The 25,165-nt window shown below is 62.6% G+C and carries 24 protein-coding genes and 1 tRNA gene; 9 read left to right on the top strand and 16 right to left on the bottom strand.

The genetic code is table 11. The annotated features are described in order from the left end of the window. Window positions 1–194: 194 nt before the first annotated feature. Window positions 195–797, top strand: coding sequence for a division/cell wall cluster transcriptional repressor MraZ (locus U1702_RS11365; protein ID WP_332724470.1), 603 nt, complete (start codon window positions 195–197; stop codon window positions 795–797). 660 nt (window positions 798–1,457) lie between these two features. On the opposite strand, the gene U1702_RS11360 is transcribed toward U1702_RS11365, so the two are convergent. The 5 genes from U1702_RS11360 to U1702_RS11340 all read right to left on the bottom strand — a co-directional run bounded on the left by U1702_RS11360 (window position 1,458) and on the right by U1702_RS11340 (window position 7,283). Then, complete coding sequence (locus U1702_RS11360) at window positions 1,458–2,153, bottom strand: PP2C family protein-serine/threonine phosphatase (RefSeq protein ID WP_332724468.1); 696 nt, start codon at window positions 2,151–2,153, stop codon at window positions 1,458–1,460. A 38-nt stretch (window positions 2,154–2,191) separates the two neighbouring features. Then, window positions 2,192–3,205 (bottom strand): type VI secretion system-associated FHA domain protein, encoded by a 1,014-nt coding sequence (locus U1702_RS11355; protein ID WP_332724467.1) that lies wholly within the window; start codon window positions 3,203–3,205, stop codon window positions 2,192–2,194. A gap of 9 nt (window positions 3,206–3,214) precedes the next feature. Continuing rightward, entirely contained in the window at window positions 3,215–4,888 is a 1,674-nt protein-coding gene (locus U1702_RS11350; RefSeq protein WP_332724465.1) for a serine/threonine-protein kinase, read from the bottom strand. Between the two features lie 74 nt (window positions 4,889–4,962). Continuing rightward, window positions 4,963–5,685, bottom strand: coding sequence for a LysM peptidoglycan-binding domain-containing protein (locus U1702_RS11345; protein ID WP_332724463.1), 723 nt, complete (start codon window positions 5,683–5,685; stop codon window positions 4,963–4,965). Then, a complete protein-coding gene (locus U1702_RS11340) occupies window positions 5,682–7,283 on the bottom strand; it encodes a putative bifunctional diguanylate cyclase/phosphodiesterase (protein WP_332724461.1) in 1,602 nt (533 codons plus the stop codon). The genes U1702_RS11345 and U1702_RS11340 overlap by 4 nt, the downstream gene beginning before the upstream one ends. Before the next feature lie 551 nt (window positions 7,284–7,834). Here U1702_RS11340 and U1702_RS11335 point away from each other — a divergent pair. Further along, the gene (locus U1702_RS11335) at window positions 7,835–8,314 is read left to right on the top strand and encodes a hypothetical protein (RefSeq protein WP_332724460.1); all 480 of its coding nucleotides are present in this window, start codon (window positions 7,835–7,837) and stop codon (window positions 8,312–8,314) included. A 5-nt stretch (window positions 8,315–8,319) separates the two neighbouring features. After that, a complete protein-coding gene (locus U1702_RS11330) occupies window positions 8,320–9,189 on the top strand; it encodes a GIY-YIG nuclease family protein (protein WP_332724458.1) in 870 nt (289 codons plus the stop codon). On the opposite strand, the gene U1702_RS11325 is transcribed toward U1702_RS11330, so the two are convergent. The 4 genes from U1702_RS11325 to U1702_RS11310 form a co-directional block, all read right to left on the bottom strand. Next, window positions 9,186–9,944 (bottom strand): SDR family NAD(P)-dependent oxidoreductase, encoded by a 759-nt coding sequence (locus U1702_RS11325; protein WP_332724456.1) that lies wholly within the window; start codon window positions 9,942–9,944, stop codon window positions 9,186–9,188. The two genes, U1702_RS11330 and U1702_RS11325, sit on opposite strands and share 4 nt — an antisense overlap. An 8-nt stretch (window positions 9,945–9,952) precedes the next feature. After that, window positions 9,953–10,618 (bottom strand): DUF5681 domain-containing protein, encoded by a 666-nt coding sequence (locus tag U1702_RS11320; RefSeq protein WP_332724454.1) that lies wholly within the window; start codon window positions 10,616–10,618, stop codon window positions 9,953–9,955. Next, on the bottom strand, window positions 10,611–10,829 hold the full coding sequence (locus U1702_RS11315) for a DNA methyltransferase (RefSeq protein WP_332724452.1): 219 nt from the start codon (window positions 10,827–10,829) through the stop codon (window positions 10,611–10,613). The genes U1702_RS11320 and U1702_RS11315 overlap by 8 nt, the downstream gene beginning before the upstream one ends. Window positions 10,830–11,050: 221 nt before the next feature. After that, window positions 11,051–11,141, bottom strand: a tRNA-Ser gene (locus U1702_RS11310). An 85-nt stretch (window positions 11,142–11,226) separates the two neighbouring features. Here U1702_RS11310 and U1702_RS11305 point away from each other — a divergent pair. Then, entirely contained in the window at window positions 11,227–12,090 is an 864-nt protein-coding gene (locus U1702_RS11305; protein ID WP_332724450.1) for a peptidylprolyl isomerase, read from the top strand. Between the two features lie 4 nt (window positions 12,091–12,094). Here U1702_RS11305 and U1702_RS11300 read toward each other — a convergent pair whose 3' ends face one another. The 4 genes from U1702_RS11300 to U1702_RS11285 are packed head-to-tail and all read right to left on the bottom strand — an operon-like array spanning window position 12,095 to window position 15,625. Next, window positions 12,095–12,715, bottom strand: a complete 621-nt coding sequence (locus tag U1702_RS11300; RefSeq protein WP_332724448.1) for an ABC-type transport auxiliary lipoprotein family protein — start codon at window positions 12,713–12,715, stop codon at window positions 12,095–12,097. Window positions 12,716–12,723: 8 nt separating this feature from the next. Continuing rightward, window positions 12,724–13,695: an MlaD family protein gene (locus U1702_RS11295; protein ID WP_332724446.1), complete on the bottom strand. Its 972-nt coding sequence runs from the start codon at window positions 13,693–13,695 to the stop codon at window positions 12,724–12,726. Further along, window positions 13,695–14,519, bottom strand: coding sequence for an ABC transporter ATP-binding protein (locus U1702_RS11290; RefSeq protein ID WP_332724444.1), 825 nt, complete (start codon window positions 14,517–14,519; stop codon window positions 13,695–13,697). Before U1702_RS11290 ends, U1702_RS11295 begins: the two co-directional genes overlap by 1 nt. After that, the gene (locus tag U1702_RS11285) at window positions 14,519–15,625 is read right to left on the bottom strand and encodes an ABC transporter permease (protein ID WP_332724442.1); all 1,107 of its coding nucleotides are present in this window, start codon (window positions 15,623–15,625) and stop codon (window positions 14,519–14,521) included. The genes U1702_RS11290 and U1702_RS11285 overlap by 1 nt, the downstream gene beginning before the upstream one ends. A gap of 98 nt (window positions 15,626–15,723) precedes the next feature. Between U1702_RS11285 and U1702_RS11280 the strand changes: the two genes are divergently transcribed. From U1702_RS11280 to U1702_RS11270, 3 genes are all read left to right on the top strand, one after another. Beyond that, complete coding sequence (locus U1702_RS11280; protein ID WP_332724440.1) at window positions 15,724–16,398, top strand: HAD family hydrolase; 675 nt, start codon at window positions 15,724–15,726, stop codon at window positions 16,396–16,398. Between the two features lie 127 nt (window positions 16,399–16,525). Next, entirely contained in the window at window positions 16,526–17,731 is a 1,206-nt protein-coding gene (locus U1702_RS11275) for a dicarboxylate/amino acid:cation symporter (RefSeq protein WP_332724437.1), read from the top strand. A 133-nt stretch (window positions 17,732–17,864) separates the two neighbouring features. Then, the gene (locus tag U1702_RS11270; protein WP_332724435.1) at window positions 17,865–18,065 is read left to right on the top strand and encodes a hypothetical protein; all 201 of its coding nucleotides are present in this window, start codon (window positions 17,865–17,867) and stop codon (window positions 18,063–18,065) included. A 22-nt stretch (window positions 18,066–18,087) separates the two neighbouring features. On the opposite strand, the gene U1702_RS11265 is transcribed toward U1702_RS11270, so the two are convergent. The 3 genes from U1702_RS11265 to U1702_RS11255 all read right to left on the bottom strand — a co-directional run bounded on the left by U1702_RS11265 (window position 18,088) and on the right by U1702_RS11255 (window position 23,780). Continuing rightward, a complete protein-coding gene (locus U1702_RS11265) occupies window positions 18,088–19,293 on the bottom strand; it encodes a DUF445 domain-containing protein (protein ID WP_443026835.1) in 1,206 nt (401 codons plus the stop codon). A gap of 120 nt (window positions 19,294–19,413) precedes the next feature. Continuing rightward, window positions 19,414–22,557 (bottom strand): efflux RND transporter permease subunit, encoded by a 3,144-nt coding sequence (locus U1702_RS11260; protein WP_332724431.1) that lies wholly within the window; start codon window positions 22,555–22,557, stop codon window positions 19,414–19,416. 17 nt (window positions 22,558–22,574) lie between these two features. After that, complete coding sequence (locus U1702_RS11255; RefSeq protein ID WP_332724429.1) at window positions 22,575–23,780, bottom strand: efflux RND transporter periplasmic adaptor subunit; 1,206 nt, start codon at window positions 23,778–23,780, stop codon at window positions 22,575–22,577. A gap of 295 nt (window positions 23,781–24,075) precedes the next feature. On the opposite strand from U1702_RS11255, the gene U1702_RS11250 reads away from it, so the two are divergent. Next, window positions 24,076–24,336, top strand: a complete 261-nt coding sequence (locus U1702_RS11250) for a GlsB/YeaQ/YmgE family stress response membrane protein (protein WP_332724427.1) — start codon at window positions 24,076–24,078, stop codon at window positions 24,334–24,336. An 80-nt stretch (window positions 24,337–24,416) separates the two neighbouring features. Next, window positions 24,417–25,124: an SIMPL domain-containing protein gene (locus U1702_RS11245; RefSeq protein WP_332724425.1), complete on the top strand. Its 708-nt coding sequence runs from the start codon at window positions 24,417–24,419 to the stop codon at window positions 25,122–25,124. The last annotated feature ends 41 nt before the right edge of the window (window positions 25,125–25,165 follow it).

The following is a 25,165-nucleotide window of genomic DNA, read 5'->3' as shown; positions in this document are numbered from 1 at the left end:
GTCGATGGCCTCTGAATGCCCGACTTATTGCCGTGCTCGATGTGAAGCGCACGGCCAACCCAGGCACGCAATCACATTGCAAGCGCCGCATACCATACTCCGGGCCTTACCCTATCGTAGTATTCCAATATGGGCATTAACCACGATTCTTGGGAAATCCTGTTCGTTTGCCGAATCGAATGGGAAATCCAAAAATGCTTGCAACGCTCACACGCCCGTCCAACGAAACCCAATCGGGCACCGGCCTGCCGATGCGCCGCCTGGCCCTTGATGAAGACCCCCTAGCCTCAACCGACGGCAGCTTCACAGGATCGAGAATACTCAGGGAGAAACCGCTTGGTGGCCCCGTCCCCTTTGCCGGTCACGCACTGGAAACAGTCAAGTCAGGCGGCCTGGTCAAACTGCCCTGGTTCGTTCGACGAAATTTCTCTTCGCAGGATACGAGCCTGTTTCTCGGCATGCATGCGACCAGCAACTGTTTGATCGGATCGAGTACATCATGGTGGCAGCAGCTTACCTTGTCGGTCGATCCGCACCGGTTCAATCCTTCCGACGGGATAAAGCCAGCTGCACCGCTGCCGGTGCGCCGCCTGTTCGGCTTTTGCGAAGAATTTTATCGCCCGCTTGGAGCGGTAAAACTGCCATCCTGGGCTCGGGCCATCGCCATGATCGACAAACGCGCATTGTTCGTCGGCACGGGCGAAACGTTCGAGATCTGGGCTTTGGAAGAGGCGCTGAAGTCCAGTGATGTCAACCTGGTTGCACTCGCGCACGCCGCAATGAAGCTGCAGAGCTAAAGGGCAAGGGTATGTTCGCGCGCTGCCTTGTGCGTCATCGTCCCGGTACTCGGATCATCTGGAACGAGGGATATTATTTCAGCAATTGCGCGCGTTGCGGAGGAGAGCTGTTCCGCGCTGACGGGCGGTGGAGAGTGGTTCCGCGACACTATCGCATTGGCTGGCATGCCGATTATCGGCGACATGCGTTGCCCAGCGATTTTGGTCGCCGCTTGCCGGCCACGCCAAGCCGCCGCGACCGCAGCCTTCCACCGCACAGCATCGGCTGTTTGCTGCTTCCTCCGGCCCAGCGACCCGATGGCGGTAGCGACGCTGACATCAACACACGCTGCGTTTGGACATTCAGACTGTTTCTCTTCGTCTGATCAACGGGGGAGAGCTACTGCGCAAACTCAACTCTGGGCGGTATCCGGCTCAGGCCCGCGTATGGGACGCAATGGCGGCTATCCGCAGCATATTGTCTAGAACCTGCCTGACTGCATTCGGCCCAAAATCAGTCATTCCTAGCCATCGAAGGCGGATGGCAGGAACTGGGCCGTTTGCCGACAGGCGGGTTGTGGTACGTAGCTTGAAAAACCTGCCGTACACTCAGGTCCTGCTATAATAGAGTGCTGATCCAACAGCCTAGTACGATTTCTTCAACCGCCCTTGATCACGCGATCAATTGCAGAACCTTACCACTATAAGTGAGATGTTATCGCCACCATCTCGGTAAAGCGCATTCTTGAGAAGCCTGTCTGCCGATGCCTCAAGATCGTCCTCGATCAAATCTGTATCGCGCAGCGACCGGGAGAGTCCGTCGGAGCATAGCAAGAAAATGTCGCCATCGATCAGCTCGACCTCCCGAACATCGATCGTACAGTGTCGCTCAACTCCAAGCGCGCGCGTGATGACGTTCGAATGTGGATGATGACTGGCTGATTCACTGGTGAGCAATCCGGCGTCGATTAGCTCTTGCACAACGCTGTGATCACGCGTTAGCAATTCGATATCCCCGTTTCGGATCCGGTAGCAGCGACTGTCGCCTACCCAGGCGATCGTGGCAGTGGCGCCGTGACGGCTCAGAACGACTGCCGTCGCCCCGGCTTCCTCGCCCAAAGATGCGTTGCGGTCTGCAATTTCGATGTTGGCCTGATCCAGAGCGGTCGTCACTGCCGCTGGTGTGATTGGCTCGATCGATACCGTCAGCTTGCGCAACCTATCAACCGCCGACTGCGCGGCGAGATCCCCACCACGGTGCCCGCCCATTCCATCGACAACCGCCCAGACCTCACCATCAGGCCAATCAAAGACCCGATCTTCATTGATTTTGCGAACCAGTCCAACGTGGCTGCGCGCAACCGAATACGCGCGCACCGCGTCCCTCAGCGAAACGTCTCGGCGCGATTGGAGTCTCAACGGACCTCATCCCGGCCGATTGTCATTTCAGCGCGATCATAAGCCGTGACAAAGGCGTGATCCAAGGACCCGCCCTCGCCGTGATCCAGTTGCTCGATGAGGTGGGCATGGCGCTTGGCGACATCTTCAGCCTGAACTGCGGCACGGCTCTTCAACAGCGTTGCGCGTGAACCCACCGCTTCGTCCAGCGACTTGGGATCGAACGTGTTTACTGCAGCGCGTAAGCTGCCGTGCAAGCCTGCAAAGGTTGCAATCAGGTGGCGCTTGATGTCGCGGAACGACGATTGCAATGCTGCAGGCCCCGACAGGAAGCGGCCGGATCCGGCAAGCAGAAGGTCGACGGCGAGCCGCTGGGTGGGCGCCCATTTGAACGGGTTGTTGTTCGCGCCGCCAATCGTCGTGCGAGTGAGTTTGTAACGCTCCCGCGCGCGATCACGCTCGGCCATCAAATCGCCAATGCCAAGCACCATCTGGCGATACACCGCGCCAGCGCGCCTGAGCACTTCGGCCGGGTCTTCGCTGGACAGCAACGAGGCATCGAGCCCGGCACCATCGCAGAACGCCTCAAGCAACGAACCGCCGCCCATCGGCTGGGTAAGTTTCGCATCGATCCAGTTGTCAGGCACTTCTGTCGACGTGCCGAGCGGTGGCGTGAGCACCATCGTGCGCGCCATGTCTGATGGCACGTCTCCATGGGGTGCGTGGCTGACCCGCAGCCGGTATCGTCCGAACCTCAAAATTGCCGGGAGCGGCACCGGTACGTCGATGGCATCGGGAAAGCGCGTTCCGCCTTCCTCGTTAAATACGCCGTTCGTGCCCAAGGCACGCACATTCACGCCGTCGCCAACAACGATGAGTTCGCAATGAGTCCTGGAGATTTCGAAGTCCGGATCGACGATTGACCAGTCCGCCGCACTGTCCCGCCCAATCCGCAGCACCCCCTCACGCAACAGGCGCGCGTCAATTGGCTGAACTTCGTTGGCGCGATCAAAGAGCTGAAGCATGTACATTTCCCGCTCCTAAGCTGCGATTTTCGTCGAACGCGCGATCCGTGTTGCTAACATTGCTTTTGCATCGTCATGCGGTCCAGCCAGACGATTTTCCAACGTAACCGCGGCCCGATTGAATGCGTCGAACACAGCGCCAATCTCGTCGCGGCGATTATGCGAGATGCGCAGTTGAAAGCCCGAGGCCGCGGCATCGTCCAATGCACGCCGCAGCCGTGCGAGCGGGCGCGCAACCATCGCACCGCTGAGATAGCCGATCAGGAGCACCACCAGCATGACGACTGCTGACAAAATCAGCATGGAATTGCGCGCGGCATTGAGCGCTCCATCCAGGGCGGTGCGGCGCATCACAAGATCGACCTTGCCGAAGTTCGCGCCGGCATAGGAAATAGGCTGGACAAAGCGGATGCCCGCTCCCCGGCCCATGTCCGGCATGCTACTTGCGCGCATCGCCCCGCTTTGCATGACCGTTTCATCGGTAGGCGGGCGGTAGCGCGCACCGACGAGTGTGCGGTCGGACGCAGCGCGGATGACCCCGTCGGCATCTGCAATCACCAGATCACGAATCCCGGAATCGCGGCCGGCGCTTACAGCGAACGCCTGCAACGCCGACCAGTCCTGCTGATCGACGGGCAGACCGGCATTGTCGGCGGCCAGCACGGCTGCGTTGCTGGTGATGAATGTCGCCGTTGAATTGCCGGACATCATTGCCATGCGCTCCAACGCCGAGCGTTCACGCGATAGACCGACCGTGACGCAGATGAAAAGGCTGATTGCGGTCACAATCGCGAGTGTCGCCGATAGCTTGATGCGCAGCGGAACTCCCCGGCGACCGGCGGGTGCGTCATTTCGCGCCGATATTTCGCGATCGAACGCCGCCTCGAGCGCGGCGCCGCTGGCGAAGCGCTGTTCGGGCTTCTTCGCTAGCAACTTGTCGACGATGAAGCGAAAGCCTGGCGGGCAATCTGCCGCCGACCGGTCGATGGGTTCAACCTTTTCCTGCGCGATCTGGATCGCCAGCGTCGCCAGTGCCGTGCCTGGAAAGGCGACTTTGCCGGTGACCATTTCGTAAAGGATGACGCCCAGCGAAAACAGGTCGGAACGATGATCGACCGGCAGGCCGAGCGCCTGTTCGGGGCTCATATAGCGGGGCGTGCCAATCAATTGGCCAACCTGGGTGCGCGCCATTTGCTGATTCGCGGTCGCGGCGTCGACCTCGCCAATCCGCGCTACCCCAAAGTCGAGAAGCTTCGCAGTTTTGCCGTCTGCGGACAGGAGAATATTCGATGGTTTCACGTCGCGATGCACAACGCCCGCGCTATGGGCGTAACCGAGCGCGCCGGCGAGCTGTCGGCCGATCGCCAATACCCGTTCATAAGATAGACGACCTTCGGTTTGCAGAAGCTCGTCCAACGGCTGGCCGTCGATCAATTCCATCGCGATATAGGCGATGCCATCCGTTTCGCCGACGTCGTAAATCGTCGCGATATGGGGGTGGTTCAGCGCCCCCGCGGCACGCGCCTCGCGCAGGAACCGGCCGTTGATCTCGGCATCCCGGGCGAATTCGGATTTCAGGACCTTGATCGCCACGGTGCGGTCAATATCAGGATCATGGGCGCGATAGACTTCGGCCATGGCGCCTTCGCCCAACATCGAATCGATTCGATATCGCCCCAGCATCGTCATCTCTGCACCCTCACACCACGCATGCCGCGCTTTCCCTATACTTCAGACGAGTTAACCGATTGTGCCGCAAGGATTTACTTTTTCGCACGGACGGTTGCGGCAATGCGCTCCGCCCGGGCCAGGTCGCGTGCGATTGCCGGGTTGGCCGGATCGGCCGCGGCGGCGCGGCGGAGCATGCCAACCGCACGCGTGACGTTGCCCTGGTTCAGTGCGGCCAGACCGGCCGTGCGGAATTGCCGCGCGGCAGCAGGATTGGTTCGCGCCGTCGGCTTGGCGGCTGCCGGTTTGGGATCGGCGGTGGGTGCTGCAGGCGTCGAACGCGCAGGGACGGTGATCGGTCGACGAACCGGCTCAACTCGCGGCGCTAAGCCCGGCATCCGCAGAATCTGCCCCGGCCCAAGTGCGTAAGGCGGCTTTAGATCATTATAGCGTGCCAGCTGGATCGCTTTGTGCCGATTGCCCAGGACGCGCTGGGCAAGACTGGTGATCGTATCACCAGACCGAACGCTATAGGGGTAATGCTGCGGGCCAAGCAGTTCGGTTGGATTGCGCTCGATCGAATCCCGCAGGAGCAAGGCGCCAGCGTTCATCGGGTCGCGCTTCAACACTGCTTTCAGACGCTTTCGTGCCGCACCGTCGTTACCCTGCAGAAGCAATTCGTTGATCTGATCGATTTCCGCTACCGGCGTTGCCGGTGGCGGTGGCGGTGCAGACGCGATGCGCGAGGAACCGCCCGAGCAGGCGGCCACGGACAGCGCCAGCGCGGCAATACCGAAAAATTTCAGGTTCGCTTTCATGCGGTCAGTCTCTCTAGGATCTTGGTTGCGTCGATGCGCGTGGACAGGCGCTCGGTCAGCGCATTGCGGTCGCGCGCAAAATCGAGAAATTCTTGGTTCGGCATCGGTCGACCGAAATAATAGCCTTGGAAATGGTGACACCCATGGCGACGCAGCCATTCATATTCTGCGAACCGCTCTACCCCTTCGGCCAGAATCCGAATGCCTAGTCCGCGGCCTAACGCAATGATGCTTTGACAGATTGCCTGGCTATCGCTGCGGCTGTCGACATCCGTCACGAATTCGCGGTCGATCTTGATCTTGTCGAACGCCAGCGAGCGCAGCACGCTGAAACCGGAATAACCAGTCCCGAAATCATCGACCGCCAGTTTGATGCCCATGGCGCGCAACACCTGGAAAATGGCTAAACAGTGCGCCGTGTCACTGGTCGCGACACTCTCGGTCAGCTCAATCTCAAGCTGGCTGGCGCTCACGCCGTGACTTTGCAGTGTCCGAAGGATCAACTGCGGCAAGTCGTCATTGGCCAGTTGAAGGCTCGATACGTTGACCGCGACGCGCAAACGGCCAAGCCCGGCCGATGACCATCCACAGACATCACGCAGGGCCGTATTGAGCGCCCACATTCCCATCTCCTGCGCGAGACCCATCGCCTCGATCATCGGCACAAAACGCGATGGCGAGATCAGGCCTCGCGTCGGGTGCTCCCAGCGGATTAGCGCCTCGGCACCGCTTACACATCCCTGCGATGCGTCTACCAAGGGCTGGTAATCCAAACGGAACTCACGGCGATCGACTGCCAAGCGAAGGTCTTGTTCCAGTTCGAACCTGTCGCGTGCCATCTCGGCCTGATCGACAATCGGTGTTGCTGCTTTGACCGCCGGTCCGCTCAGTACCGCAAACGACGCCACGGTCCGCGTGATGAATGCCGACGGTGACAACGCCTGGTCTGTATCAAAGGCCGCCAGCCGAAATGCGACTTGCGGCACGACCTGAGTTTCGCCGTCGATGATCGCTTCGCCCAGCGCATATGCGACGGCATCAAGCTGCGCCCATGCCTCGGCATCCTCGATGTCGGGGCCAAACCACGCGGCGATATAGCCTCGATCGACATGCGATAGAAAAAGTCCGGCCGGCGTCATCGAACGCAACCGCGAACTGCATGCGGCAAAGACGCGATCGGCGAGCATCGGGTCGAAGGCCGAAAGTCGATCGAAATCGTCAAAGGCCAGAACGCCGAGCAGCCCTTGCCGGTCAGACCTGATGCGATCAACCAGCGACTCTCGCACTGGCAGACCGCTGACGGGGTGCACCTCAACCCGGGGGCGCGTTGTGTTGGTAGCAAGTTCGTCTGCTGCATAGGTGCGTCGGCTACGTCCGTCGGCTTCAGCAGCCACCGGCTCGAAAGCCGATGGAATGCGATAGTGGATCAGTCGTCGCAGTCGTGCGACCCAAAGCAACGAGAGGATAAGCGCGGCTGCAAGGACCGTCATGACTACTGCCTGCCCCAAACGGACCAGGACTAGCGCGGCGGCCGCCACGGCGACCGCCGTAACGACGCTTGCCCAATCGATCCCCGTCTTCTGGTCACTGCCGCCCATCCCGCCGAGCTAGCGGGAAAAGGATACCAGCGAATTAAACTGTACCGTACTAGCTTCGCTATGTATTTGAGTAATCTCGATTAGTCGGTGCCGTAACGATCCCGTCAATCGCGGCAACCGTGCGGATCGTTTCACCACAGAGTGAATGCTACTTGATGGGCAGCTTTCGGAAAATCCTCAGCGCTTGGTGAACGACCGGAAGGAGGGCGCAAAGCTGACCTAAGCCCAAAACGCAGGTTCCGGACTAACCCCGGCATAACGCAGTTCATAATCGAATAGACTTGCGTCGCGACGCGTAGCGAGCAAATTGCCCCTGCCTTCGGTGAAAGCCCGGAGGCGGGGCGTGGAAACCCCATCAACGACGCTCGGTCAACAGCTCAAGCTGAAGGCCGGGTGGCATGCGCGCATGTCCAGCCGGCAACGGTAAAGGCGCATGCGCCTGTTCGTTGATCAGGTTTCCAACATCCGGCTTCAGGCCGTCGCCCCGAGAGGACATAGGTGCGACGAGGAAGTCAAGGCAGATCCGTGCACCGCTGGGCAAAGGGTGTGCGGTGTTAAACGGCCTGACTTCGATAATTCAGCTGCTCGCTGCTGTGTTGATAGTGTGTGGCGCGTCGGCGGCAAACGCCAAAGAGTCATCTACTGACCTAACCCAACATCTTGAGGTGGGTCATGACGCGTCGCTGCCGCGGATCTTCCAGGGCCTGCGCCGACATCTTAAAGACCCCGGCACGATCAGCGATTTCGCACTGTGCCCGGAGCCGCGGAAGATTAAATGGAAGGACGGAAAGCCCGTCCGTTGGACCTATATGTTTTCGCTTAACGCTCGCAACGGCATAGGCGGATATGCCGGCCTACAGCCATATGCGGCAGTGTTATACGCGGATGGACGCGTGGATATCTCCAGCTTGCTGATGCCGGGCAGTGACGGGTTGGCTGCGATCGCCAACCAACTGATCGAACGAGACATGGCGAAGTGCCCATACCTGTCCAAGGACAAGCTCAAGTCGTTGGTCGAGGCTAATCTGTAAGCCGCATGCTGGACCTGCGGACCCTGCTGGAGCTGGCCGGCCTCGACCCCAACGAAGTTCTGGTCGTCCGTCACGCACCGGTTGAGAAGGAACTGAGAAAGGTGCTGCCCTGGCTCGTGATCGAACGGCCTGACCTGTTTCTCGCATACCAGCGCGTACAATGGCAGCCGCTGGAAAAGGCGATGACCCGGGCGCGCTACATCGCTTCGTTTGTCGGCAATTCACCGGCAGCGGGAACATTCGCTGGCATTTACCGCATCAACGGATGGGATAATTGCAACCTCAAGGGTTACCGGAATCTCCCCGGCAACGCAGAGCTAATGGCACTAGGCATGACAGGCAGATCGGAAGATATGCCCGATTGTCTGGCGTTCGAACTGGAGCGACTTGACCATTATTCTGGCTGGATCGGTCGACTGGTGGTGACGTGGCCTAAGCCCCATCAGTTGTGGTGGCGCTGGGCAGGGCGGGGCACCTTCGCGGTTGATGCGATCGCCCCGCACAGCCTGTTCGTGCGCGAAATGCCCGACTGGCAGGATCTGGTCCTCAGTTGGAGCGAGCTGCAGGCGCTGCCGCCAGCTTCGCACACAGTGCTCGCGCAGTGGCGTGGCATATACTTTATTTATGATACCGCACGTGCCGTTGGCTATGTCGGCTCCGCCTGTGGCGGCGACAACATCCTCGGCCGCTGGCGCAATTACGCGAAGACTGGCCATGGCGGAAACCGCGAGTTGCGCAACTCCGCGCCTGAGAATCTCAGATTCAGCATCCTGCAGCGCACTTCGCCTGATCTCGAGCTGCAGGCGGTGGTGGCGCTCGAGTCCAGCTGGAAGGAGCGCCTCCACACTCGCGAGTTCGGGCTGAACCGGAACTAGTGCGGTCCAAGGCGAAGTGCTCCGTCCAGACGGATGGTTTCGCCGTTTATCATAGGATTGCGGATTACCGCCCCGACCATATGCGCAAACTCCTCAGGTTTGCCGAGGCGGTGGGGGTGCGGAACTTGGTCACCGAGCAGGTCCCGCGACAGTGTCGGCACAGTGCTGAGCATGGGTGTGTCAAATATGCCTGGGGCGATTGTCACAACCCGTATGTGCTCCACGGCCAGATCGCGCGCTAACGGAAGCGTCATGCCGACGAGAGCACTCTTCGAAGCGGCATAAGCCACTTGGCCAGGCTGACCGTCAAACGCCGCGATCGACGCGATCGGGATGATTACACCTTTGTCCTCGTCGCTCACTGCCAACTTGCGCAGCCGATGAGCGAACCGCGACGCGCACATAAATGTGCCCGTCAGGTTGACCTCAACGGTGCGGCGGAATGCGTCAAGCGGATGGGGCCGTTCTTCCCGTAATGTCGCGACGTTGGGAGCAATGCCGGCGCAGCAGACAAGGATGCGTGCGATGCCAATTTCGCGGGCGATTTTATCGAACGCCCGGTTCGTCTCCACTTCGTCGCTGACATCCGCCTGGAGAAACAGCGCGCCGATCGATCTGGCGAAGACTTCCCCGCGTTCGACATCTTGGTCGATAATGGCGACCTTTGCTCCCTGCTCACGCAACATGCTCGCTGTGGCGGCGCCAAGCCCCGAAGCACCTCCCGTTACAATAGCGCTCATGCCATCGATTTTCATGACGGTCCCTATACCTGGCGTTGATTGTAGCCGGGCTTGCGCGGCAACGCCGCGCTCCAATATGCCCGGTTGTCGATTTTGGTCAGCTTGTCCTCAACGTGAGCAATAGTGCAGACCGTGTAGTGCAGGCCGTCTAACGTCAGAGTGGAGTAGTAATTCCGATTGTCATCCGGATTATTGATATAATTCAAGGGATGCGACGGCGGCGGGTTGTACGGAACGCCAGCAGCTTTGCCGAGCAACTTACCAAGCGTCTCCATCTCGGTCCGGCTCAGATCGTCGAGGTTGGGAAGTTGCGCGGTGGCATCTGCCGGAAGTTCACCGGACATTTCTTGGGCCGAGCCAAACCGATCCCCATATTCCAGAGCGAGCTTGAGAGAGCCCACTTGGCCACGGCTGGCATTGTCTAGTAGCCGCATGACGAGCGAACGCTGCTTGCTAACTCGGCGCGTTTTGCCGCCCACCGATACCGTTACAGAATCTCGCATCTCCTCGCGAAAATCGGTGGCGAGGTTTTGAGTACCCTTACGGCGTCGGCCACGCTTGCGTTCGTCGCCTTTCTTGAATTTGCCATGCTGAGGTGGTTTGCCCTTTCCCACGATGTAGTCACCATCCGCCCCCGTGTTGCCGGGCGCGTACTTCTTTTTTTGACGCTTTTCGTCGTTGTCAGACATCGCGGCTCTCCGTGTTCCCGGTCAAACGGTCCCGCGCGATTTCGTGGAAAGGGACTCCGTCGAGCGTCGCCTCTGTGCCAGTCGCCTCTTGAATGCGGCGCAAGGTTACATCAGCGTATTTGGGATCGAGTTCGATGGCCCGGCCGCGCCGGCCAGTTGCTTCGGCCGCGCAAAGCGTGGTGCCAGATCCGGCGAAGGCATCGAGCACCATGTGCGAATACGTGCCTCATGCCGGAAAGGGATCCCAAACCGTCGTATGAAGCACATTCGACCAATTCGGTACTAGTTGGAAACGGTGCGGAGAAAATGCAGCGAAAATCGGCATTTCAAGTTCGCACAGTGCTCTCTGCAGTACCGAAGCAGTCCGGAATCCCGCAGAATCGGGCCTGTTTCGCACAGAAAACTGAAGCGTTCCCGTATCTGCAGACTAGGTGGCGGAGCGGGTGGGATTCGAACCCACGATACGCTTTTGACGTATACTCACTTTCCAGGCGAGCGCCTTCGACCACTCGGCCACCGCTCCGCTATCGCTGGATGGCGCTGCCTAGAGGCTTGTGGGCGGCTTCGCAAGCGTTGCGCGTGGGGGCGATGCGTGTCAGCCTGTGGGGATGCTGACCACACTCCTTTCGCTCGCGCTTCAGGCCGTAACCCCCGCCGCGGCGCCATCGCCCAAACCGTCCGATCCGCTGCCGGGCGACTGGCGACCGGTGCCCGACGACGAGCTGCTGGTGATGACGTTGGCGGACGATCGGCGCGTCTTCATTCGGCTCGCCGCGCGCTACGCACCGGTGCATGCCGCCAATATCCGCAAGCTGGCGACCGCGCGCTGGTGGGATGGCGAGACGATCTATCGCGTGCATGACAATTATGTCGTGCAATGGGGCGATGCGACCGAGAAGAAGGCGCTGCCCACAAACGTCGTCGCGCAACCGCCCGCCGAATATGACTGGCCGCGCTACGATGCAGTGACGCGGCTGACGCGTACCGATCCCTATTCGATGCGCAGCGGACACAGCGCCGATGGCTGGCCGCTGGCGACCAATGGCAAGGTCGCGTGGATTCCGCATTGCTATGGCATGGTCGGCGTCGCGCGCGATCTCGCGCCCAGCACGGGCAGTGGCGGCGATCTCTATGCGGTGATCGGGCACGGCCCGCGCCACCTCGACCGCAATATCGCCATTGTCGGCCGCGTGCTGGAGGGAATCGAGCATCTCTCGTCATTGCCGCGCGGGACCGAAGGCGGGCTGGGGCTGTACAAGGATCGCACCATGCTGGTCCCGATCGTCAGCGTGCGGCTGGCGAGCGAGCTACCAGCGAACGTGCGACCGCGTTTTCAGTATCGCGCCGCCGACAATGCCCGCTTTGCCGCCTGGGTGAAGGCGCGCGAGAACCGCGAGCCGCCCTTCTTCAATCTGCCCGCGGGCGGCGCGGATATCTGCAACGTCATGCCGCCTGTGCGCCGAGCGCCCTGAAGCGTTAACGCCCGACCCAGTCCGCGACCTGACCCGCCACTTGGTTGGCTGCCGCGTTTAGTGCGATACCGGTCGCGGTCGGAGTCACCTCGGCGATCGAAACGCGAGCCTCGAAGCGGCGCTTCTCGAAGGTCGCGGCAGCGCGCGGCGCGGTCGATGAGGAAGCGCGGTCCCGTATCAGCGTCGCGTCATAGGTTACCACAACCTCGTTCGTCGTCGCATCGATACCGAAATGGCGCAGTTCGCCCCCCAGCCGCGCACCCGGATCGGAGAGCGACTGGCGCAGGCTCAACACCACGCGTCCGGTGCGGGTGGAGATGGTGTCGGACAGCAACCGCGCAAACAGTCGATTGGGGGCCTCGACCCATACGGCATCCTTGAGATACGCGATGGTCGTCCCGCTCGAACGGACGGGAACGCGGGCCGCCGCCAGTTCCTGTGGCACCACCGGAACCGCGATGGTGATCGAGCGCGCTGTCGCGGAATTTGTCGTTTCTCCGGTCGGCACCGCGGCGTCGGCGGTCAGCGTCAGCAGCGAGGGCGGGGGTTCCGCGCCAAAGCTGATGCAGCCGCCAAGCGGCATTGCGCCGGCAAACAGGAGCGGGAGGAGGGCGAGCTTTTTCATGTGGAGGCTCACTTCTTCTTGGGGTCGTAATCGGGAAGCTTGGATCCGCCGACCAGTGCACCGGCACCGCCGCGATCAACCTTTTCGGCGACCGATTGCAGCGCCTGTGCCATCTCGCGCAGGTCCTGGATCAGCTGGCTGACTTCGGGCATCGTCTTGGTCGAGAATTCGTCGATCCCGACATCGGCCTTGCCCAATGTCCGCTCCAGCGCCTTCATGCTGCGATCGGCGGAGGCGACTGCCTTGCGCAGATCCTGCATTGCCGGGGCGACTTCATTGCTGACGACCTTGTCGGTCGAACCGGCCAGATTGCCGATCTGCTCGGCGGCATAGCCCGCCTGTTTTACGGTGTTGCGCAGCTCGCCGATCGCGGCGCGCAGGTCAGGCGCGCCCTTGGCCAGCTCGCCGGTGAGCCGGTCGGTATTCTGAAGGATCCCCGTGATCGACGCCTGATTCTTGTCCGACAGCAATTCGGTCAGGCGCTCGGTCAGCGTCGACAGGCGTTCGAGCAGGCGCGGTGCGGAGTTGAGCAACGCGCCAAGGCCACCCTGTTTGGTCGGGATCACTGGCACACCCAGCGGGCACACACTGCGCGGATTGACTTCAGGGCAGACGATCGGCGGGGCACCCTTGACCGCGCCGTCCAGCGCGATCTGGCTGACGCCGGTAAAGCCGACACCCTGCACCGTCGCGGTCGTGCCTTGCAGGATCGGCACATCGCTGTTCACCGCGATCCGCACCCGCACCAAGCTGGGGTCAGGTTTGAACAGCGAGATTTCCTTCACCTGCCCGGCGGGGACGCCGGAAAAGGCGACGGACGAGCCCTTGTTGATGCCGTCCACCGCTTGCTTGAAGAAAATGTCATATTCCTTCTCCGAAGTCGTGTTCAGCCGCGCGAGCCAGACGACAAACAAAGCGAGGACAGCCAGCAGGATCATCACGACCGCGCCGACCAGCACATGGTTTGACCGGGTTTCCATTAGCGCCTCATGTCCCTGTCACCTTTGACTTCCGCCCGTTCCGCGCTGTCGATCGCGGCACGGCCCCGCGGGCCATTGAAATATTCCTGAATCCACGGATGATCCAGTGCGAGAAGTTCGTCGATCGTGCCGACCGCGATCACGCGCTTGTCCGCCAGCACCGCGACACGGTCACAGATCGCGTAAAGCGAGTCGAGATCGTGCGTAATCAGGAACACGGTCAAGCCCAGCGTTCGCTGCAACGAACGCGTCAGTTCGTCGAAAGCCGCAGCGCCGATTGGATCGAGCCCCGCCGTCGGCTCGTCAAGGAACAGTAATTCCGGATCGAGCGCCAAGCTGCGCGCCAGGCCAGCGCGCTTCTTCATGCCGCCCGACAGCTCCGACGGGTATTTCGGACCCGCCTCGGATGGCAACCCGGTCATCACGACCTTGTACGCCGAAATTTCGTCGAGCAGCGTCGCGTCGAGCCCCGGGTAGAATTCCTTGAGCGGCACCTGTACGTTTTCGGCCACGGTCAGCGTTGAGAACAGCGCGCCGCCCTGAAACAACACGCCCCAGCGCCGCCGAATCTCGAACTGCTCTTCGTCGCTGCCGCCCAGCATCGGCTCGCCGAACACATGGACCGAACCCTCGTCCGGCACCTGCAACCCGATGATCGAGCGCATCAGCACCGATTTGCCCGTGCCGGACCCGCCGACCACGCCCAGAATCTCGCCGGGTCGCACGTCGAGGTCGAGATCCTCGTGCACCGTCTGCTCGCCAAAGCTGTTGCGCAGCCCCCGCACGCGGATCACGGCATCGCCGTCGAAGGTGGGCGCGGTCATCAATTCCACCCGATATTGGTGAAAAAGACGGCGAAGAAGGCGTCGAGCACGATGACCAAAAAGATTGCCTGAACCACGGCGGCGGTGGTGCGAATGCCGACCTGTTCCGCATCGGCCTCGACCTGCATGCCCTGAAAACAGCCGGCAATGGCGATGATCGCGCCGAACACCGGTGCCTTGACCAGCGCCACCCACAGATCGGTGATCGGCACCACTTCGCGGATGCGCTGGACGAAGGTGATCGGTGGGATGTCGAGGCTGATCCAGCACAACAACCCGCCGCCGATGATCGCAACCAGCGAGGCGTAGAATGCGAGCAACGGCATCATCAGCACCGCCGCCAGCACGCGCGGCAGCACCAGCGCCTCCATCGGCGACACGCCGATCGTGCGCATCGCGTCGATTTCCTCGGTCAGCTTCATCGTGCCGATCTGCGCGGCAAAGGCGGAGCCGGAGCGCCCCGCGACCATGATCGCGGTCATCAGCACGCCAAGCTCACGCAGCGTGATGCGCCCGACCAGGTTGATCGTGAACACCTCCGCACCGAACTGACGCAGCTGCACCGCACCCTGTTGCGCGATCACGATGCCGATCAGGAAGCTCATGAGGCCGATGATGCCGAGCGACTGGATGCCGACGACTTCGAAGCGGTGGACGGTGGCGTTGAAGCGGAAGCGGCGCGGATTCACGATCACGGCGCCGAACGCCATCGCAGTCGCGCCCATGAAGCCGAGCAGGCCATAGAGGGTGCTGAACGTCTGGATCACCGCTTCGCCGATTTCTCCGAGCAGGCGGGTGAAGGTGCCGGGCGGGCGGGGCGGCTTCTCGACCGGATGATCGGCCTCGACCACGCGCTCGAACAATTGCGCCGAATCGCCATTCAGGCCGCTGATGGTCGCGCCCGTTTCCCGCGCAAACCGATGAACCAGCCACGCGCCGACCGTGTCGATCCGCTCGATCCCGCTGAGATCGACGGCCGCGACCGGGGAAGTGACTTTCGCCAACCGCTCCGGCAAATCGCCGATCGAGCGCAGCGACAAATTGCCGCTGAAGCGCAACGTGCCGTTGCCTGCGGAATCATGCTGAAAATCGGCTGGAGCGCTCATCGGGGCCATCCATCGTTCATTCGGGGTGGATCGGCAAGCGCCCGTGGCTACAGATGCTCTGTATCCAACCCAATCCCGGACACATGCAGAAGGTTCCGATGCGCCGCCTGGCAATTTACGACATGGACAAGACGATCACGCGCAAAGCGACATGGACGCCGTTCCTGGTCCATGCCGCGATAGCGCGCGCGCCGTGGCGGCTGGCGTTGCTTCCCCTCGCGGGACTGGCGGGCGTGGCGTATCTGGCGAAGGCGATCGACCGGTCGCGGCTGAAGGAGATTACGCACCGGCTGATGCTCGGCCGCTCGATCCCGCCCGCCGATCTGGAGAAGGTGGCGGCGGCATTCGCCGACAGCGTGGCGGCGGACAATATCTTCGCCGATGCGGTGGCGCGGATCGAGGCGGATCGTGCGGCGGGGTGGGAGCCGGTGCTGGCGACCGCGAGCCATGGCTATTACGCGGCTGCCATCGCCGCGCGGTTCCACATCGGCCACGTCATTGCGACCGAAGCGCGACGGGACGAGGCGGGCAATGTCCTAGCCGGGCTGGAGGGCGAAAATTGCTATGGCCCGGCGAAATTGCGGCTGATCGAGGCGTGGATGGCACGTGAAGGGATCGCGCGGGGCGATGTGCAGGTGCGCTTTTACAGCGACCATGTCTCCGACGCGCCGGTGCTGGAATGGGCGGACGAGGCCTATGCGGTGAACGCGCATGGACCGCTGCGGAAGCTGGCGGCGGTGCGCGGGTGGACGGTGCTGGACTGGGATGGGTAGGGAAGGGCGGGCTCGCGGTGGTTTTGGGATTGCCAGCTCACTCACCCCGTATCAGGATATCGGGTTGGGGGGCCAAATGATAAAACGTGGACGTGCGGCTTTAACACGAATGCCCGCGCCGGGATGGATGATCCTGGCCGTGATCGCCGGGTTTGCGAGTGGCACGCTGTTACCGCCCGTCCCCGCCGCCTTGATCACAGCCGAGCTGATCGGCGGGCTTTGGCTCGATGCGCTGAGAATGACGATCGTGCCACTTATCTTCGCGCTGATCGTCACCAGCGTGGCCGACCTGCGTTCCGGGTCGGGCGGCGAAGCGACCCATCTGGGACAGCGGCTCCCGATCGTGTTGATCTCGTTGCTGGTTATGTCGGCAGTGATCGCAGCCGTCGTCGCACCTTTCCTCGTCGGGTTGTTTACCATCCCACAAGACAGCATCGCGGCATTGCGGACGATGTTTCCTTCGGCGGCATCCCCGGTCGTTCCGGACACGGTGGAGGCCATTCGCGCGATGGTTCCGACGAACGTAGTGGCCTCCGCCGCTGCGGGCGCGATCGTGCCGTTGGTCGTCTTCGCACTCGTGCTGGGGCTTGCCCTTGGCCGCGTCGAGGATGGGCGGGCACACGCGCTGCTTCAGCCCCTTCGCGCCTTGTCCGATGCCATGGTCGTGGTCGTGCAATTGGTGCTGAGTGTCGCTGCGATCGGCATCGGCGCGCTGGCCTTCAACGTCGGCGCAACGGCGGGAGTGACCGTGATCGCGATGCTCGCCCAATATCTCGCGGCTTCGCTGACGCTTTCGGTCATCCTGATCGTGATCGGCTACATCCTCGTTCGCGTTGCCGGCGGGGTTCCAATCTGGCGCTTTGCGCGCGCCGCCGCCCCGGCGCAGGCGGTCGCCGCCGGCACGCAGTCGTCGCTGGCCAGCCTGCCCGCGATGCTTCTGAGCGCAAGAGCGATGGGCATTGCGGAACGCGATGCCTCAGTCGCGCTCCCGATCGCGGTCGCTGTTTTCAAGATTACCGCGCCCAGCAACACGCTGTTTATGGCATTGACGTTGGCATGGATGGGTGGCGTCAGTGTCTCGCCGGCCCAAGTCATGCTCGCGATACCCCTAGCCGTCCTGGCGAGTTTGATGATCCTTAGCCTGCCGGGTCCGATCAGCGTCTATGCCGGAACGGCGCCGACCATCGTTGCGTTTGGCGCCCCGATCGAATTGCTTCCGATCCTGGTTGCCGTGGATGTAATCCCCGACATGCTCAGAACCGTTGCCAACGTCACTTATGACTTGGTCGCCACGGCCGTCACGGCGCGAACGGGTCGGCCTCCAACAGACTAGGATCGACGATGTCACACCCGAACGGGTGATGCAGCCGCACCCGATGCGCGGCGCACCAGGGCTTCCTATATAGCCTCTCAGAACAGGAGGCTGCGTGGAACGCCCGATACCGTCTGACATCGTTGAACAATGGATGACGCACCTGCGCCTTCAGCGCACCCGTGCCCGCGACATGATCTGGCTGATCGAAAAGGGCGCGACATTTCATGACGGTCGCGACGGCGTGGCGACGCACGATGCCACGGAACGCTGGCTGACCGAGCAACGCGAGGTGGTCGCGAAAGTCGATCGGTTGATCGAACTTTATGACGGGATCAACCGCGCGGACCGCTAGGCCAGGCTGCGTGAGCAGATCGCTATAACACCACATGCAGCGTGTGGATCGTCAGCCCGGCGAGGCCACCGACCAGCGTGCCGTTAATACGGATATATTGCAGATCCTGCCCCACCGCATTTTCGAGGCGGCTGGTGATCGTGCGTGCGTCCCAGCCGCGCACCGTGTCCGACACCAGTCGCACGATGCCGTCGCCATAATCGGCGGCGGTGCCGACGGCGGCGCGGCGGACGAAGCGGTTTATCATGTGGCTCAGGCGCGGATCATTCTGCAGCGTCTCGCCCAATTGGCGCAGCGCCTCGCCCAGCTTGCCCGTCAATGCCGCATCCGGATCGCGCGCGACACGCAGCAGCGCGGCGCGGCCCGATTCCCACATCCCCTCGATCCAGCGGGCGAGCGCAGGGTTGTCGAGCATGTCGGCCTTGAACGCCTCGACCTTCAACCGTGTCGGGATGTCGAATTGCAAGTCGAAGGCGAGCTTCTCCAGCCCTTCCTCGACCTTGCCGCGCAGCGGATGGGCGGGGTCTTCGGCGACGTCGGCGACCAGCTTGTACAGCCCGTCGATGATCGAATTGGCCAGCGTCTCGTCCAACCCGGTCCAGCGCATGATGCTGCCCGCCCGCTCATGCACCATCTTGCGGATCAGATGCTCGTTCTGGTCGATCACCTTCGCGGTCCAGCGTAGCATCCCGTCGAGCAGCGGCGCGTGGCGACCCTCGGCGATCGCAGCGCCCAGCGCTTGTCCGATCAGCGGTGCGATATCGGTTTGGCGCAGGCGATTGGCGACCGCCCCCTTTATCATGCCGCCCAATTGCTCCTGATCGAGCGATTCGAGCAACGATGCGGCCATGCGCGAGGCCCCGCGACGCAGGCGGCCCGACGATTCGGGCGGTTGTGCCAGCCATTTGCCCGCAGCACCCGCGACATCCACCCCGCGCATGCGTTGTGCGACGACGCGCGGGATCAGGAAATTGTCGCGCAGGAAACTGGCGAGTGCGGTGGCGATGCGATCCTTGTTGCGCGGGATGATCGCGGTGTGGGGGATGGGAAGGCCCAGCGGGTGACGGAACAGCGCGGTGACCGCGAACCAGTCGGCCAGCCCGCCGATCATCGCGGCCTCGGCAAAGGCACGGATAAAGCCGACCGCCGGGTAGGCCGGTTCGTAATTGCGCGCGGCGAAATAGACGAACGCCATTGCCACCAGCAATCCGGTGGCGATGAAGCGCATCCGGCGCAGGCCGGGCGGGACGGGTTCACGAAAGCCGGCGATTCGGCCGGGACGCATACGGATTGACGGATTCATATCCGTAACAATCCGCATGTCCCGACTTGGTTCATTCTGTGCGGTTCATTCCGCCGGCTGCGTGCCGTCGTCGTCACGCCGCTGGTGGCCGATACGGCCGCCCGGCTGATGATCGATCGCAGGGGCCAGCGGCCGATCCTCGTCACCGGGGGTGTAGGTCAGCAGACGGCGGCGCAGGCGCGGCCCCATCCACTTCTCCACCCCGATCGCCAGACTGAAGCTGGCGGGGACGATCAACAGCGTCAGGATCGTCGACAGGATCAGGCCGCCGATCACGGTGATGCCCATCGGCGCACGCCACGAGCTGTCGCCCGACAGCGACAATGCGGTCGGCACCATGCCCGCGACCATCGCCACCGTGGTCATCACGATCGGCTGCGCGCGCTTGTGCCCTGCGTCCATGATCGCGGTGAACTTGTCGACGCCCTTTTCCATCTCCTCGATGGCAAAGTCGATCAGCAGGATCGAGTTCTTGGCGACGATGCCGAGCAGCATCAGCAGCCCGATGAACACCGGCATCGAGATCGGTTGCCCGGCGATCATCAGCGCCAGCAGTCCGCCCAGCGGCGCGAGCAGCAGCGATCCCATGTTGACCAGCGGCGACACGAACCGGCGATAGAGCAGCACCAGCACCGCGAACACCAGGAAGATGCCGGCGATCACCGCGATGATGAAGTTGGTGATCATCTCGCCCTGCCACTTGGCCTGTCCGACGACGAGTTCGCCGACGCCCAGCGGCAGGTTCTTCATCGTCGGCAACGCCTTGATCTGCTTCATCGCGTCGCCGCTGACGATACCGGGCGACAAATCGGCACCGATCATGATTCGGCGTTGTTTGTTGATGCGGTCGATGCGGGTTGGCCCTGCGCCAAAGCCGATTTCGGCAACCAGGCTCAGCGGCACCGATCCGCCTGCCGACGTCGTCACCGGCAAATTCTGGATCGTCGACAGCTTCGCACGGGCATCCTCGTCCAGCGCGACGCGGATCGGGATCTGACGATCGGACAGCGAGAAGCGCGCGCTGTTCTGATCGATGTCGCCGAGGGTGGCGATACGAATCGCGCTCGACAGCGCCTGAGTCGTGACGCCCAGATTGGCAGCGAGGTCCATGCGCGGCCGGATGACGATTTCGGGCCGCTGAAGATCGCCGGATACGCGCGGTGCGACCACGGTTTTCAGCCCCTCCATCTCCTCGACGATCTTCTGTGCCGTTTGCTGCAACAGCACGGGGTCTTCGCCGCCCAGCGTGATCGTCAGCGCGCGACCGGTGCCGCCCCAACCCTGCTGGTTGCGGAACGACACGCGGGCGTCGGGAATCTTCGCCAGTGTCGGCGTCAGGCGGCGTTCGAACTCGTCGCTCTTGAAGCTGCGCTCCTCGGCGAGCATCGCGGTGACGCGGCCATTGCCGACAAAGGCGCGCGAATAGACATTATCGACGCCGTCCTGCTTTGCGAGCAGGTCGCGGACGCGATCGACGACGACTTTCGTTTGCTCCAGCGTGGTGCCGGGCACCATCTCGATAGAAGCGGTGACGGCATCCTGATCCTGATTGGGCTGGAACGTCATTGGCAGTACGGTGAAGCACCACACAGTCATGCCCAGCGCCACGGCCCCGCCGACGATCGCCGACCAGCGATGGCGCAGCGTCCATTTCAGGATCTTCATATACTGATCCATCATCCACCCCTCACCATGGGTGGCGTGGCCCTTTGCCTTTAGGAAATAGGCGGCGAGCATCGGTGTCAGCAGTCGCGCGACGGCCAGGCTCATCAGCACGGCGGCGACGACGGTCAGGCCGAAATTCTTGAAGAACTGTCCGGAAATGCCGGGCATCATGCCGACTGGCAGGAACACCGCGACGATCGACATGGTGGTGGCGACCACCGCGACGCCGATCTCGTCCGCGGCGTCGATTGATGCCTGATAGGCGGTCTTGCCCATGCGCATGTGCCGGACGATATTCTCGATCTCCACGATCGCATCGTCGACAAGCACGCCCGCCACCAGGCTGAGCGCGAGCAGCGTCATCTGGTTGAGGTTGAAGCCCAGCAATTCCATGAAGAAGAAGGTCGGGATCGCCGATAGCGGGATAGCGAGCGCCGAGATCAGCGTCGCGCGCCAGTCGCGCAGGAACAGGAACACCACGACCACCGCGAGTGCAGCGCCCTCAAGCAGCGCCTCGATCGCCGAATGATATTGCGCTTTGGCGTATTGGGTGTTGTTGAACAGAACCTCGAACCGCACCTTCGGGTTGCGTTCGTTGAGCGTTTTCAGCTTCTGCTCGGCCTCTTCGAACACGGCGACGTCCGATGCGCCCTTGCCGCGCTTGATGTCGAAGGCAAGTACCTGCGCGCCGTTCCATTCGGCGGAGCTGCGCTGTTCGGCATAGAGATCCTTGACCTGTGCGATATCGCCGAGTCGCACGGTACGCCCGCTGCCGATCGAAATCTGCGTCTGGCTCAGCGCATAGGCGTTGGTGGCATTGCCCAGCACGCGCACCGACTGTTCGGTCCCGGAAATTTCGGCGCGGCCACCGGCGGCGTTCAAATTCACCTGACGCAGCTGCTGGTTTACCTGGCTCGCGGTCAGGCCATAGGACTGGACCTTTGCCGGATCAAGAATCACGCGGATTTCGCGGTTGACGCCACCGATGCGATCGACCGCGGTCAGGCCGGGAACCGACAGCAATTCCTTGGCGACGGCGTTGTCGACATACCAGCTCAGCTCTTCGACCGTCATGTCGGTGGCGATGGCGGTGAAGCTGGCAATGTCGTTGTCGGTGGTGTTGGCGCGAAAGACCTGCGGTTCCAGAATGCCGTCGGGCAGGTCGCCGCGTATCTGGTTCACCGCTTCGCGCACATCCTGCACCGCGCGGTCGATCGGGGTGCCGATCGCCAGCTGAATGACGGTCTGCGAACTGCCCTCGGTCACGCTCGATTCGATCTGGTCGATGCCCTGCAACGCGCGCACGGCGGATTCGACGCGCTGGGTGATCTGCGTCTCCAGCTCGGTCGGGGCCGCACCCGGCTGATTGATGACGACGATCGCGATCGGGAAATCGATGTCCGGATCGTTGTTCACGTCCATCTGCACGAAGCTGAAAATGCCAGCGATCGTCAGCGCGATGAACAGCACGATGGGCGGAACCGGATTTCGGATCGACCAGGCCGAGATATTGCGGAAACCCATGACTTAAGTCCTCGATCTTACCGCTTCAGGGTCGTCAGGTTCGGAACGACCTTCTGGCCCGGATTCAGGAACGCACCAGCCGTCAGCACAACACGTTCGGTGCCGTTCAGGCCGCTGATGATCGCCACACCTGAGTCGGAAACGTCGCCGGTTGTGATCGCGCGGCGCTCCGCCTCGTCCTTGGCATTCAGGATATAGACGAAATTGCCCTTTGCGTCGCTCTGGATCGCCGATTGCGGCAATTGCGGCGCGACCTGTCCGCCCGCGACGATGCGCGCGCTGGCGAAACCGCCGGGCCGCAGCGCCTTGTTATAGGCGAGCGCGACGCGCGCGATGCCCTGGCGCGATTGCGGGTCGATGACGGGCGAGACCTGCCACACCTCGCCGGTGAACACTTCGGTGGTGCCGACCGGCGTCACCTGTGCACGGGCACCGGCTGCAAGCCGCTGAAGATCGGCTTCGCTCAGCTGCGTGCGCAGCTCCATCTGCCCGCCCTGCGCCACGCGGAAGAGCGTGCCCGAGCCGGAGCTGACGATCTGCCCCGGCTCGACCGCGCGGGTCAGCACGAGGCCGGCCGCGGGCGAGCGAATGTCGAGGCGGCGGTTGCGCGCGCTGGTCTCGCCCAGCTGGGCCTGCGCCACGCGGACGCGGGCGGCGGCGGAATCGCGGGTCGCGGTCTTGCGGTCGATATCGGCCTTTGAAATGAAGCCGCGCGCGACGAGCTGCTGCGCACGATCGAGCTCGGACTGGGCGATGCCCAGATCGGCCTGTGCCACACGAACCTGTGCCGACAGCGACTGGGCGGTCTGCGACTGGACCGAGCGATCGACCGTGGCGAGCACTTGGCCCGCGCCGACCCAGCTGCCGGGTTCGACCAGCACGCGGGTGACCATGCCGCCTTCGCCGGCGACGCCGACCGGCATTTCTCGGCGTGCAGCCAGCGAACCGGTGCCGGTGATGACGCGTTCGATCGTCTGGCGACCGGGGACGGCGACGGTCACGGTCGGCAGCTGACGACCGCCGGCCTCCGCGCCCTTGCCCGCAGCGGCGGTCTTGGCACCGTCATCCTTGCCCGATGCAAAGGCGAACCATGCCGCAACGGCGATCAGCACTGCGGCGAGCACGCCGCCGACGATCCACCAGCGCCGCTTCGACCGAACTTCGTCTTCGCCGGTCAGTGCCAGCTGCTCGTCCCTGCCCAACATCCCTGCCTCATAATTCATGCGCGACCCCTTCACTGCGGTTCCGAAAGAACCGTCGCGGGCCATCCCCGTAACGCTGTATTAGATGAATAAGTCACCGGCCTCAAGAGGCCTAATTAAACCGCGCCGCGCAATGCCTGTTTTCGTCTTGTTCCGCAAGCGAAAGCGTCCTTTGCAAGGCGTGGAAGCGGCACCGGCCCGCTCCCCCTAAAGACCAGCTGCGGCGCAGAGTCGTTTCGGGGTTCGCAAAACGTTAATCCTGATGCAGTCTGCCGCCCGGTTCCTGCAACGGGGGGCCGTAATCAGGAGGGAAAGCATGCCCGAAGGTATTCTCGGTTGGATCCTTATCGGCCTTGTCGCAGGCGTCCTTGGCAAGCTCATCATGCCCGGCAAGGATCCGGGCGGCATCATCGTCACCATCTTGATCGGGATTGCGGGCGCATTGCTCGCCGGTTTCATCGCGCCGTCGCTCGGCGTCAATCTCTCGACCACGCTCAGCAGCTATATCGCCGCCACCGTCGGCGCAATCGTGCTGCTGGCGCTGTATCGCGTGGTGATGTCGCGCCGCGCAAGCTGAGTTTTTTCGGGCCGTTCAGCCCCGGTTGTCCCGCCGTGCCCCAGGTGCGGCGGGACATTTCGTTTGAAAGGGACTTCCGCATGATTCGACTTCTCAGCATCGCGGCGATCGCCGCTGCGCTCCCGATGGCAGCTGCGGCGCAGGTCGCTGCCCCGGTGGCGGTCGAGGGAACCCTGCTCGACGTGATTGCGGAGGGGCAGGCCAATCGCGTTCCCGACATCGCCATGATTCGCGCCGGTGTCGTAACGTCGGCGCCAACCGCCGCCGGCGCGCTGGCCGCCAATGCCACGCAGATGGCGCGCGTGCTGGCAGCGGTAAAGGCGGCGGGCATCGCCCCGCGCGACATGCAGACCGCGACAATCTCGCTCAGCCCGCAATATCGCTATGCCGAGAATCAGCCGCCGGTCATCACCGGCTATCAGGCGTCGAACAGCATCTCGATACGCTTCCGCGACATTGCGAAGAGCGGCACGATCCTCGACGCACTGGTGAAGCAGGGGGCGAATCAAATCGACGGGCCGAACCTGTCGATCGACAAGATGGAAGCGGCGCAGGACGAAGCGCGACTCGACGCGGTCAAGCGCGCCCGCGCACGGGCCGAGCTTTATGCAAAGGCTGTGGGCATGCAGGTCGGTCAGATGGTGTCGATCAGCGAATCGATCGACGGCGGCGCGCCGGGGCCGATGCCACAGATGATGGCCCGCGCCGAAGCCAAGGATTCGACGCAGGTCGTCCCCGGCGAACAGCAGATCAGCGTCAATCTGCGCGTGCGCTTCTTGCTCAAATAAACAAAACGGGCCGCTCCCAATGGGGGCGGCCCGTCTGTTTT

It is taken from the genome of Sphingomonas sp. LT1P40 (assembly GCF_036663835.1).
GTDB lineage: Bacteria > Pseudomonadota > Alphaproteobacteria > Sphingomonadales > Sphingomonadaceae > Sphingomonas.
The sequence above is the reverse complement of the archived record's forward strand: the minus strand, read 5'-3'. Positions and strand labels throughout refer to the sequence as shown.